The organism is Drouetiella sp., from assembly GCF_059504425.1.
In genome coordinates, this window is record NZ_JCACIN010000002.1 from 1 (window position 1) to 11,889 (window position 11,889).

The 11,889-nt window shown below is 46.9% G+C and carries 9 protein-coding genes, 1 tRNA gene and 1 pseudogene; 4 read left to right on the plus strand and 7 right to left on the minus strand.

Features of this window, described 5'->3' with window-relative positions; genetic code table 11:
• The first annotated feature begins 86 nt into the window (after window positions 1-86).
• Together AC5JMP_RS00435 and AC5JMP_RS00440 are read left to right on the plus strand one after the other, a co-directional pair.
• Window positions 87-1,481: a hypothetical protein gene (locus tag AC5JMP_RS00435; RefSeq protein ID WP_495849445.1), complete on the plus strand. Its 1,395-nt coding sequence runs from the start codon at window positions 87-89 to the stop codon at window positions 1,479-1,481.
• A 115-nt stretch (window positions 1,482-1,596) separates the two neighbouring features.
• Window positions 1,597-1,985, plus strand: a pseudogene (locus AC5JMP_RS00440) (REP-associated tyrosine transposase).
• 599 nt (window positions 1,986-2,584) lie between these two features.
• Here the strand turns inward: AC5JMP_RS00440 and egtD are convergent.
• From egtD to AC5JMP_RS00470, 6 genes are all read right to left on the minus strand, one after another.
• On the minus strand, window positions 2,585-3,550 hold the full coding sequence (gene egtD / locus AC5JMP_RS00445; RefSeq protein WP_495849446.1) for an L-histidine N(alpha)-methyltransferase: 966 nt from the start codon (window positions 3,548-3,550) through the stop codon (window positions 2,585-2,587).
• Window positions 3,551-3,707: 157 nt separating this feature from the next.
• On the minus strand, window positions 3,708-5,015 hold the full coding sequence (egtB, locus tag AC5JMP_RS00450) for an ergothioneine biosynthesis protein EgtB (protein ID WP_495849447.1): 1,308 nt from the start codon (window positions 5,013-5,015) through the stop codon (window positions 3,708-3,710).
• Between the two features lie 166 nt (window positions 5,016-5,181).
• Window positions 5,182-5,691: a DM13 domain-containing protein gene (locus tag AC5JMP_RS00455; RefSeq protein ID WP_495849523.1), complete on the minus strand. Its 510-nt coding sequence runs from the start codon at window positions 5,689-5,691 to the stop codon at window positions 5,182-5,184.
• Between the two features lie 591 nt (window positions 5,692-6,282).
• The gene (locus tag AC5JMP_RS00460) at window positions 6,283-6,642 is read right to left on the minus strand and encodes a hypothetical protein (RefSeq protein ID WP_495849448.1); all 360 of its coding nucleotides are present in this window, start codon (window positions 6,640-6,642) and stop codon (window positions 6,283-6,285) included.
• Between the two features lie 148 nt (window positions 6,643-6,790).
• Entirely contained in the window at window positions 6,791-8,683 is a 1,893-nt protein-coding gene (locus AC5JMP_RS00465) for a sensor histidine kinase (protein ID WP_495849449.1), read from the minus strand.
• A 35-nt stretch (window positions 8,684-8,718) separates the two neighbouring features.
• Window positions 8,719-9,390: a response regulator transcription factor gene (locus AC5JMP_RS00470; protein WP_495849450.1), complete on the minus strand. Its 672-nt coding sequence runs from the start codon at window positions 9,388-9,390 to the stop codon at window positions 8,719-8,721.
• 265 nt (window positions 9,391-9,655) lie between these two features.
• On the opposite strand from AC5JMP_RS00470, the gene AC5JMP_RS00475 reads away from it, so the two are divergent.
• Window positions 9,656-10,576 carry an NAD(+) kinase gene (locus AC5JMP_RS00475; RefSeq protein ID WP_495849524.1) on the plus strand — a complete coding sequence of 307 codons (921 nt, stop codon included), beginning with the start codon at window positions 9,656-9,658 and terminating at the stop codon, window positions 10,574-10,576.
• A gap of 151 nt (window positions 10,577-10,727) precedes the next feature.
• Window positions 10,728-10,799 (plus strand) — tRNA-Lys (locus AC5JMP_RS00480).
• A 91-nt stretch (window positions 10,800-10,890) separates the two neighbouring features.
• On the opposite strand, the gene AC5JMP_RS00485 is transcribed toward AC5JMP_RS00480, so the two are convergent.
• On the minus strand, window positions 10,891-11,730 hold the full coding sequence (locus AC5JMP_RS00485) for a pentapeptide repeat-containing protein (protein ID WP_495849451.1): 840 nt from the start codon (window positions 11,728-11,730) through the stop codon (window positions 10,891-10,893).
• Between the last annotated feature and the right edge of the window lie 159 nt (window positions 11,731-11,889).

Sequence of the window (11,889 nt, forward strand, 5' to 3'; positions counted from 1 at the left end):
TAAAACTCCGTTCTACCATCTTTCTTTACCACTATTTATATTTCGGACAGGTCTAATGAAAAAGGACTTTAAAGAGGATGACATTTATGGATAATCTTGTTCCAATAATCATTTTTATTTTTCTGCCAATTGCTCTTTCTCTTCTGTCTTACGGAGCTTTAATTTATGCAATCCGATATATTAAACGCCGGGGTTTTTTGACAGAAAAAAGTGAACGTATTCTTCGTAACTTTGTTGCTCTATTTGCTATCCTCGATCTCGTTGCAAGTTTAATATCAAGTTTAATATCTCGACTACCATTGAGCTTTTTTCCATTTTTTGATTTTAGCAACTTACTCGTAGCTCCACTATATTTTCTCCAGCGTATGCTGCCAACGATGGTGGCTTTATGGCTTGTATTTCAAGTTCTACCATTCTCCCCAAAAACAACCGAAGTTGATTTAGAAGTAGAGAATGCTTCTACTCTCAAGCAAGCAGTGGAAAAAATTCTTAATTCTGAGAGCTTTTTAACTGCTCTGCGGACAACCCTTCCTAAAGGGGAAAAAGATGCTGAGCATGGGTTGGACTATATTCCATATATGTTGCATAACATTGAAGACCGACGAAAACATTTTGAGAAATCATCGCGAACATTTCTTCAAACCACTGTTTTTATTGGTATTATTCTCTCTGCCGTTGTAGTTTTTTTTGGGTATGTTCTTCTCAACGAAGAAGCTGCTGGAACTCCACGTACCCTTGCTCAAATAAACACTGAGACAGCACAAATCTCTCGTGACATTAACTTACTGCTTCCAGCCTATTATGACAATGCTACTTTTAAAGAGATTATCGGAAAATCAATTGCTGATTTGGAAAGTACAAAAACTAGTGAACCAAATCAGAATATTGCAGAAAGGGTAAAAGTGTTGATTAGTGAGCTTAGAGAAACGGGAGATATTGTAGCTTTTTCTAATCAACTTAAAGAAACAAAAAATAACTTTACTTCACAAGATGATAACGACAAAGGATATCATAAGGCTCTAGAAGATTTAAATTTCAGGCTTTCGCTTTTTCTAGATAAGCAGCAAGCAGCTATTCCAAACCTAAAAGCTTCTTTGGGAAAATTAAATAATTTGATGATAGATGTTAATGAATCTCTAGGAAAATCTGAGGCTCAAACAGCAGAGGTTTTAAAGCGACTTGGACTGAGTCTTATTGTTTCATCTTTCTTTTTGGCATTACTGCGATATGCAGCTAGCCTTTATCGTAACAACTATCAAGAAATGCTGCGGGCACAACAAGATGATCTTGCAGTAAGACGTTTTTATGTTGCTTATAAAGGTGCTGAATCAGATATTTCAACCAGAGGACAAATCATATCTAAATTCATTAATGCACCTGTTTCAGTGGAGGGAAATTCTGAAAGTAGCCTTGATATATCGAAAGATGATGTTAGCACTATCATTAAAGAATTACTTACATTGCTTACCAAGAAATCCTAAGTTGTCAAGCTAAATAAAAGTTCACTCAAAGCAGTTCAGTAGGGTGCGTTGCTGCATAGTAAACGCACCATTTTTATGGGAATTCTAACGCCATCCCTCGCGCGTAGAAGTCCTCATGTCCAATTATCGAAGACCGGGAGTGGCGGAACCTACTTCATCACTCAAATCACCTATCAACGCTATCCTGGGTTGTGTCGTGACATTGCTCGCCACTCCTTACGCACCGCCATCAACCAAGTGAGAGAAAAGCATCCCTTCCAGATCGATGCCTTTGTCGTATTACCGGAACATTTCCACTGTCTGTTGACCTTGCTACCCGATGACCACGATCTATCAACCCGTCTGCGTTTAATAAAAACCTATGTAACGAGGCGTTGCAACTATATTCACTACAATCCCGTGCGGCATCAACTATGCCAAAAACCCACAGAATGGAAATTTTCGACGGTGCATCGATTTATAAACCAGGGGATCTATCAGTCAGACTGGGAGTGGCAACAATGACAGGAAGAATGGGCGGTACGAATCTTGACGGTGCGTTTACTCGATCGCAACGCACCCTACATCTTGTTAATTTGTAGAAAAACAATCAGAAGCTATACCGATTTAAACGAATTTGTGGGCACATCGAACCTCAGAAGGGGCTTGGCATTGCCAAGCCCGTACCGGGATCTGTCGCGGTTCCTATTCAAATTGGTATTAATTGCGTAGGGTGCAATCGATCGTCTATGTTCCAGGTATTCCGTTAGAGTTAGATAAGGTCTTACCTTAAAATTGGATAAAGTCGAGCTAAGGTCAATATTTCAGCAAAAGCTGCAAATGCTTAAGTAAAAGCCGCAGACGCTCAAGCAAAAGCCAGAAACGCTTAAGCGAAACTTATGAATACTTCAGCGAGATCGATAAACGCTCTAATAATATCCAACAATGCTTAAGCAAAAGCCGGAAATGCGTAAGTGAAACTTATGAATGCTTCAGCAAAACCAACTTACGCTTAAGCAGAAACAAGAAAGGCTTAAGCGTAAGTAGAACTAGAGGTAATCGCCTAGGCGATTAAGAATCAGGCAGTGCTTGATCTGGCTATGAAATCAGCAATGCTGAAATAGCTACAACGTTAAGTAATGAACGCTAAAAAGCTGCTCTGTGTCCGTCCAGACGCACTTGGGCTGAAAGCCTGCTTGGGTAGCAAGTGTCTGGAATTCTGCGATCGTGTACTTGTAGGAATATTCCGTTCGCAACCTTTCTCCCTCGTAGAAATGAATTTCAACGCCGTCGAGGTGTACCACCTGTTCCTTAAGGCTGACAATGTGCATTTCGATTCGACCGATCGGGTTATAGTGCGCCTGATAGCTAAACTGATCCAGATTGAAATCAGCTCCTAGCTCACTATTAATACGCGCCAGCAGGTTTAAAGCAAACTCAGCAGAGATACCTTGAGCGTCATCATAGGCAGGTTCTAAAATTTCCCTGCTTTTTTTCAGGTCTACGCCAATCAGCAAGCCCCCAGACTCCAGAATAGCAGCCGTTTTTTTAAGGAATGTAAGGGCTTCATCCGGTTCTAAGTTACCGATCGAGGAACCGGGAAAGAACCCAACTTTGTATTGGTTTTGCAGAGAGGGAAGATGAGGGAGATGAAGCGATCGCATATAGTCAGTACAAATAGCGATCGTCTCTAGCTGGCGGTAGTCCTGCATTAAGTTCGTGCAGGATTCACACAAATGCTGCTTAGAAATATCCAACGCCACATAGGTTTTGATTTGAGGCGCGGCATTCAAAAGAATCCTCACCTTCTGACTACTGCCGCTGCCAAACTCAATCAGTACGCCATCGCCAATCAGCTTAGCAATTTCGGCAGCATTCTCTTGCAAAATCCTGACTTCAGTGCGGGTGAGATAGTACTCCTCCAAGGTGCAAATGGCATCAAAGAGTTCTGAGCCGCGCTTGTCATAGAGAAACTGAGGGGCGATCGCCTTCTGTGGCTGGGTCAAACCTTGCAACACAGAGGTACGAAAGTCATCTATTTCCGGTTGCAGGTCATAGAACTGAATAATGGGATCAAAAGTTAGAGTCATTTGCGCGTTCTCAGCGGTGAGGTATTGTTTGCTTCTTGGATGGTATTCAGGTAATGATTTTTTATGGTGTGGGCTTTGCCCACACCATAAAAAATCATTACCTTTGGGGGACTACCACTTTTTGAGGGGCTTTTTTAAAGGGCTAAAGTTGCAAGGCTCAGGAATGCGCTAAGCGAATGCCGCTGAACTGCCATCGGGTCGCAGGTGGAAAAAAGTTGCGGTAGGTCACGCGAACGTGATCAGCAGGGGTAACACAAGATCCCCCGCGCAGCACCATTTGATTGCACATAAACTTGCCATTGTATTCCCCCACTGCTCCCGCAGCAGGTTTAAAGCCGGGATAGGGCAGATAGGCGCTTTGCGTCCATTCCCAAACATCACCAAAAAGCTGATCGGGTCTTGTAGTAGCGATCGCCGCCGCCGGATGCAGCCGTTCCTTTTCCAATAAATTGCCGTTTGGAAAGTCGCCGTTTAGGGGCACCTGCGCTGCTGCCACCTCCCATTCTGCCTCCGTTGGGAGCCGTTTTCCTGCCCAACGGGCGTAGGCATCTGCTTCGTAAAAGCTGACATGGCAAACGGGTTCATGCTCGTTAAGAGGACGTAACCCTGCCAACGTCATAACCCACCAGTGACCCTCAATTAACTCCCAGTAAAGAGGAGCCTGAATGGTTTGAGCCTGAATGGTTTGAGCCTGAACCAGCGCCCAGCCTTCTGCCAACCAGTATTCTGGCTGAGAATAGCCGCCAGCCTGCATAAACTCCAGATATTCTCCATTAGTCACCAGCCGAGCCGCCAGCCAAAAATCTTGCAGGTAGACCGAATGACGCGGACTTTCATTATCAAAAGCAAAGTCTTCACCCTCTGCATCGTGACCGATCGCATACAGCCCACCCGGATAATCTAACCAGCGATCGGTGATGGCAGTAGGCGGAGGGGAGTCTGGCAAGTCAGCTCGGTAGGTCGGGCGCAGGGGATTGAGGGCAAGAATGTGCTTGATGTCAGTCAGCAATAGTTCTTGATGCTGCTGCTCATGGTGCAGACCCAGCTCCACAAGTGGCTTCAGATCTGGACGATCGCCTATCTCCTTCAAAAGCGCTTTCATGGCTTCATCCACATAAGCCCGATATTGGTAGACTTCTGGCACAGTCGGACGAGAAAGCAAACCTCGCTGTGGACGAGGATGGCGCTGTCCGATCGTTTCATAGTAAGAGTTAAACAAGTAGCCATACCGAGGATGAAAGACCTCATAGCCTGGGAGATGGGGCACCAGCAGAAATGTTTCAAAAAACCAGGTGGTATGTGCTAGATGCCACTTCGGAGGACTCACATCCGGCATAGTCTGGATCACATAATCTTCTGTCTCCAAAGGTTGACAGATCTTTTCACTCCACGATCGGACTTGCTGATAGCGATCGCTCCAACTCAAGTGAGTGGTTGACGGATTAAATACGGCAGGAAGGGTCATGGCAGATTCTCGCAAACTTCACGCTGCTAGACTTTTATACTGGATTTCTACTCGATTCAGTATTGCTCAATTGAGGGACAAATTAACTTTAAGAAAGTGTGAGAGTCCACCTTTCGGAACAGATTTGTCCTTGAAGTCACCCATACTGCGTATTTTTGCACTTCCACTATTGCAGCAATGCGGCACCGAACGTCGCATTAAACTGGCGACACCAGATCGCCGCAGATGCGTAGTCTGCCAGATCGACAGTGTCAGGAATGGCGTAGCGCTGCGCACCGCTAAACTTTTCTAACGGAGCAAGCACCACATACTCTCCCTCTTGAATAGGAAAGGCAGGAGGCTGGGTAGAACCTAAAACATCGCTAGAGCGGTGCAATATAACGACTAAATCAGGGCCATTACTGGAAGTTGTAAATGCTTGATCCAGCTCTAGAAAAAACTTACCATCCTGGCTCACCAGACGAACAGCGCCTTGAGTAGGATGTTCTCCAGAAGCAAACATGCCCGTCTTCAGTACCTGAGATGACTCAGAATCAAGGGCGATCGGTGAGGATGCAGGACTCGAAGCAATTGGACTCATCTGCTCTACAGGGCTACTGGACTGTTCTACAGCAGCATTGCTTGTGCAGCTAACGATCGCCAAAGAAAATAAGCCTAGAATAAAGCCAAAACGCATGTTCACTATCTTTTGCTCCCGATAAGGCTCGCATTTATACCCGTTAATCTTGGCATCAATTAATGAGTAAATAATGAGGAAGAAATTAGAAAAGCATTCCTGCACAAGAATTCTACGTTTCTTTGTACAGGAATGCTGTCTCTACTGATTCAGGTTGACTTTTCTCCGCCTGGATCGGAGTGTTGTTGACATCCAGGTGGTGGTATTGGGGTAATGATTTTTTGTGGTGTGGGCAAAGCCCACACCACAAAAAATCATTACCCCATGGGGACTGCCAACATCCAAATTAGCTCTTGCAGGAAGCGATCGAAACGACGCATCTGAGTTTGTTCATCATCTGAGTTTATTCGTCAGCTGACGCACCAGATCCATCAAACAGGGTCTGAACGTTGCTGAAATTGACCGTAAAAGATCGTAGGACTAATCCTAACCCACGCATCACAGGCAGCAGATTTTGAGTCGTTTGCGTTTCGCCAGACGCGTCTGCCAAAACACCGCAAATACTAACCGCTTTGTGAATATATCCTTTTTGTGAATATATCCTTTTAGGCTGGTATCTAGAATATGCTTTGGGTAACGCCGCGAATGGAGCTAGTCTGAGTCTTCGCTCAGCGCATTCAACTGTCTTGTGACGGCAGATAAATAGCCTCGATCGCTCAGCGTTTCTGTAGACAATCGATTCATTTTAATAGCGGCTTCAACCAAATCCTGTGCAGTAATTTGACCTGCATCATACCCATTGATTAAATTAGCTGCCATCGAAATTCCTTCACTTTCAAAGAAACCTTGATACGCTAAGAACACGAGATTAAAAGGCGTTACCTGCATACCTAAAGCAGCCGATGTATCTGGAAATTCAGCGTTTACTCCAGTCATCTGAGCATTCGCAGGAGAAATCATAGCGCTTGCTGCCACAAATGCAGACAAGCCAAACAGCAACAATCGTTTCATGAGTTAATGACTCCCACTAGAAAAGGTATTACAGAGTTGCTCTGTGATACCCACTATATTTCTCCTCACTCTTTTAGGGGGAAAAGATAGTCTCTAAGTTAAGGGTGAACTAATGTCATCCTAAATCTAACTTTTACATTTAATAAAATTATCTAAACCAGCCTCTTTTTACAGGAAAAATTAGTTCGCAGCTAATCCCTTGAGGTGAATTGTGATATCGACGATAGTATCCCCTTAATTCCCAAGCGATCGCCTTTGCCTGTCGAGTTCCCTGACCTTCGTGAGTCGAGTTAGTGCCAAACCCATTATCAGTAATTCGCAGAACATAAGTCTCTGCTTCTACAAGGCACATGACATCTAGCCGAGTTGCTCCCATCGCATGTTTGCCCACATTCCAGAGTGCCTCTTGCAGAAAGAGGCAGAGTCCGCGCTTTTGCTCAGCGCTGAAGTGATGGGTTTTCAACATATCAAAATCAGGGGGAATATAGGTCTGAATCTCTGCAAATCCAGGAGCTTCTAGCTTCAGCGTGTGATCATAAACCTGATAAAGCAGCTCAGCAATAGGAGCTTGCAGATCGAGAATCCGGTTGTCATTAAGATAAAAGCGATCGCTTCGAGTCAATGCCTCCTCGCGCATATGTTCAAAAATACTGCGCAACTCTTGATTCAAAGATTGCAGCTCTTGCCGTAATCGCAGGGATGAAACGTCCTCTCCTAGTTCCCTCAAAATCACGGCAAGGTGTTGCAAAGGGCCGTTATGAACCGATTCGTAAGTTCGATCGATTGTTTTACGGCGTTGGACTAGCTCAAACCTGAGATCGCGATCGAAAAAAGCCGTCACTAGCCCCGCGCTGCCTAAAGCTATTCCAGCGGGCACGACTGGAATCCACCAGCCCATTAGCAAGCCGAGAAAACAAACGCCGATCAGACCCGCGATCGCGATCACAATGTTCAGAAGGCTTTTCCAAGGAGATTGCAAGACCAGACCCAGCGCAATACCCAGGCATCCCCAGCTCATTATCCAAAGATACTCCCAGCCATCCCCCCAGTATCTCAGCGCCGATCGCTGTTCTAACACCTCGCGCATTAACTGATCGGCACCATAGGCTTGAACCTCTGCTCCATAAATGAGTTGGGTTGCAGGAAAGGGGTTGCCGGATGCACGGGACGAGAGCGTTTCTCGTAATGCTGAAGTGAAAAAGATATCTTTAACGCTGGAAGCCGCCATGCCGATAATGAGGATGCGATCGCGCACCCATTCGGGCTTAAAGTTTCGCTGCAACACATCCGTTAAGGAAAGGCTACGGAACAGCTTTTGACTAGCGCAGAAATTCAGCATTCGCTGATTGCCGCTGGCGTTCGCCTGAATGTAGCTGCCTGAATTGGGTCGAAAACGCTGGAGCTGAACTGAACCTAGCTGAGTGCTGGGCTTAAAGTCAATGCCTTGGGCTGCTAGCGATCGCTGCACCAAACGGAAAGCAAACGAATATTTTACCTGTGTTGAATTTGCTCCTGTGACTGGACTGGAGAGGATAATCCGACGCAGCTTGCCATCGTCATCCACAATTACATCAGTAAAGCCAACGCGATCGGGCGGCAGCTGTGCCGGAGGTCGCATATTCATACTTGCCTGCGAGTTCAGTGCGGTTTCAACCCCAATAATGTTAGGAATCGTTTGAAAAGCCTGAATCAGTGAATCGTGTCCCGGCGCGACAGGCACATCTCGATAGAGGTCAAGACCAATAACGCTAGGCTGATATTCAGAGAGAATGCTAAGCACTCTGGCTAACTTTTCATCTGAGACTGGAAACTCTCCCACCGCCCTGAGATTAGCTTCATCAATGCCCACGATCGCGACCTGCGATTCGGCGGTTGCAGCGGGGCACAGTCGAGAGAATAGGTCTAGCGCCATCCACTCTTGAACTTGCAATAACCCTGTCAAGCGAGCGAGAACGACAAAGGCAACGATCAAAACACCGGGCAAAACCACTTCCCGCCAAAGGATGGCTTGCTGTCTAAATTTTCTCCAAATGACTTGCACAATTTTTGACTCAGTAGGCAAGCTAGTCAGGCAGCTCAGTTCAGCAGACCTGCTTTTCGAGCAGCAATCTCAATTTGAACGCGCAGATCCTTATGGGGATGATCATACACATTCAGCGCATCCTGAATTCTGATCCAGTAATTGCGAACGGTGCGATCGCTAATTTTCATCTGTTCTGCGATCGCTTTCTCCGATAGACCCTCCTGAAACTTCAGTCTCAGCACCTCCAGCCAGCGGCGATCGAATTCGGGACGCGATCGCACCTCTGAGGGAAGATAAATGGAGCCTCTGAGCGCCAAATCCACATATTTCAACATTTCCCGAATGGGTAGAGACTTATCGATCGCCGCAAAGCCTCCCTCGTAAGCATTAATGGCGGGCTTCAGCCGCACTAACGGCTTAATATTGGTGCTAAGTACCATGAGATTGGGGGCAGGATGAGTATGCATCAACGCCTGCAATAGCTGAATTCCCACTTCAGTGTTGGGAACAGCATGGGGCAGTTCCGGCAAGCTAAGGTCGATGATTGCCAAATCAGGACGATAGAGAGCGACCTGCTGCTCTGCCGACTGGCGATGTTTTGCCGTCAGAATTTCAACCGTAGGGTATCTTGCCTGAAGTGCCGGGATCGTGCCTGCCAGGATTGCTTCATGATCGTCCACGACCAAAAATCTTTGTAGGAGCGGCTCTGTTAATTCGGCATTCATAGACAGGCGGCTTAAGGACAGCGACAGGAGACGATCGCATTGATCTCAATTCTTGCATCTGAAGCGATGAACTAGCTTGAAGGTAGCGATCGCGTTAGCGGTTAACTTAAGCGTGCCCTTTCCAGACATTTTATTTGTGGCAACTTTATAACTGTGGCAACTTTATAACTGTGGCAACTTTGTAACATTTAGGTGTGAAATGGTAGTAAGAAGTCTGGCGATCGGACATCTCCTTACTATTTTCTTGTCCTCCACCCTCTCAACTGTGAACCTCAATCAAGTCATCATCATTCACAAAGCAGGGGACGCTCACAGCCGTCGCTGCGCTGAGCAATATGCCACAGAGCTAGAAAGCCGCAACTGTCGAGTTCTGCTGGGACCTAGCGGAGCAAAAGACAACCCTTACCCGGTTTTTCTGGCTTCGGTGCATGAGCCAATCGACTTTGCGCTGGTGTTGGGGGGAGACGGCACGGCATTAGCAGCAGCGCGGCATCTGGCACCAGAGGGCATTCCGATTCTGGCCGTGAATGTGGGCGGACATTTGGGCTTTTTGACGGAGCCAGCCGAAGCTCTAAAAGATTCCCAGCAGGTATGGGATCGCCTAGCCGAAGATCGTTTTGCCATTCAGCGCCGGATGATGCTACAAGCCATGACGTTTGAGGGCATTCGGGAGAACCGGGAGCCGATGAGCGATCGCTACCTGGCGCTCAACGAAATGTGCATCAAGCCCGCCTCAGCCGATCGCATGATCACCTCGTTTCTGGAAATGGAGATTGACGGAGAGGTCGTAGATCAATATCAAGGCGACGGTTTGCTGGTGGCAACCCCCACAGGCTCTACCTGCTACACCATGTCGGCAAGCGGCCCGATCGTCCATCCCGGCATGGATGCCCTGATTATTACCCCCATCTGCCCCCTCAGCCTTTCTAGCCGCCCGATCGTCTTGCCGCCCGGTTCAGTCGTCAGCATCTGGCCCCTTGCCGATCAAGAGCTAAACACAAAGCTGTGGATGGATGGGGTGCTGGCAACTGCCATCTGGCCCGGACAGCGGGTGGATATTCGCACTGCCGAGCGATCGGCTGAGTTTATCTTGCTGCGAGAGAACTACTCGTACTACCAAACCCTGCGGGAAAAGCTGCAATGGGCAGGGGCGCTGGTGCATTACAACAATAACCACCGAAATTAGGCAAAAATTGCCAAAATTAGGCAAAAGAATAGGCTTGAACGATCGCTGATTAAAAAGCTCAAAGAATTTCTTCTGCCGTTTTTATCACAGGAGGCGTTTCATGTGTTAACTTGATATTCGGTCTGATTGATTCAGCCTGACTAAATGCTTTGGGTTGCTAGCTCAGTGGTAGAGCACTCGGCTTTTAACCGATCGGTCCTGGGTTCGAATCCCAGGCAACCCATTTTTATAGCTTGTACTCGTGTAATGATTTTCTGTTGCTGGGGCAAAACCCCAGCAACAGAAAATCATTACACTTTGAGGCTATGACTCAACTACTCGTGAGTTGCGCCGCTGGGCATGATTGTCCCCGTCAAATCCGCTTTGCTTAAGTTCGTTTGGTTAATGTTGGCGCTAATCAAAACGGCTTCGCTCAAGTCGCACTCGCTCAGGTTTGCCCAGCTTAAGTTTGCCCGATAGAGGTTTGCCCGCCGCAGATTTGCGCCCCGTAGAGAAGTCCAGCTTAAGTTAACGTTTCTGCCGTTGACTCGCCCCAAGTTGGCATTCACTAGACTAGAGCTGATGATTCGCGCACGGCTTAAGTCTGCTTCCCGCAGATCGGCTGCTTCTAGGTTGGTACCATGAATGACGGCACCCATCAAATTTGCGCCCTCTAGAATAGCACCCGTCATGATGGCGTTGGAGAGATTTACCCCTTCTAAAATAGCTCTAGTCAGATCTGCGCCGATTAGCTTAGCGCGGTGGAGGCTGGCATAGCTGAGGTTGGCTTCATACAGGTTTGCTTGACTAAAGTTCGCCTCGCCCAGATTTGCTTCTGGCAGATGGGCGCGATTCAGATTAGCAGCAATTAACCGAGCGCTACGCAGTCCAGCCCGACTGAGATCTGATTCATAGAGATTGGCATGACTTAAATCAGCGCTAATGAGGTTGATTTCCACCAAGGTCGATTGGCTTAGATCTGTGCCTACGAGCTTCGCCTCACGCAAGTTTGCCGAACTTAAATCTGCCCCTCTCAAAATAGCTTGGCTTAAGTCGGCTCGGCGAAAGCTAATGCCCCTTAAGTCTTTGCCGCTTAAGTTGACGCCGACTAAAGCGATCTCTTGAAACTCTCTTTCTCCTGCGGCATAGCGGCTTAGCAGCTCCTCAACATACATGGGTTGTCAACTCTTTGGGTGAACGACTGATTCAGGATGGGTAACGATGGCTAATCCAGAACTGCCGCAATCGCGATTGCAGCGAAAAATCTGATGTGAGCTTAGATTGCCCTAGATTAAGAGAATTGCTCTTGATGTGTATTCATCTTAGAGTTGTGG

Bases quoted from the DNA above. Each gene is read 5' to 3' on its own strand.
- AC5JMP_RS00435 (WP_495849445.1), top strand. From the start codon at position 87: ATGGATAATCTTGTTCCAATAATCATTTTTATTTTTCTGCCAATTGCT.
- egtD (WP_495849446.1), bottom strand. From the start codon at position 3,550: ATGACTCTAACTTTTGATCCCATTATTCAGTTCTATGACCTGCAACCG.
- egtB (WP_495849447.1), bottom strand. From the start codon at position 5,015: ATGACCCTTCCTGCCGTATTTAATCCGTCAACCACTCACTTGAGTTGG.
- AC5JMP_RS00455 (WP_495849523.1), bottom strand. From the start codon at position 5,691: ATGCGTTTTGGCTTTATTCTAGGCTTATTTTCTTTGGCGATCGTTAGC.
- AC5JMP_RS00460 (WP_495849448.1), bottom strand. From the start codon at position 6,642: ATGAAACGATTGTTGCTGTTTGGCTTGTCTGCATTTGTGGCAGCAAGC.
- AC5JMP_RS00470 (WP_495849450.1), bottom strand. From the start codon at position 9,390: ATGAATGCCGAATTAACAGAGCCGCTCCTACAAAGATTTTTGGTCGTG.
- AC5JMP_RS00485 (WP_495849451.1), bottom strand. From the start codon at position 11,730: ATGTATGTTGAGGAGCTGCTAAGCCGCTATGCCGCAGGAGAAAGAGAG.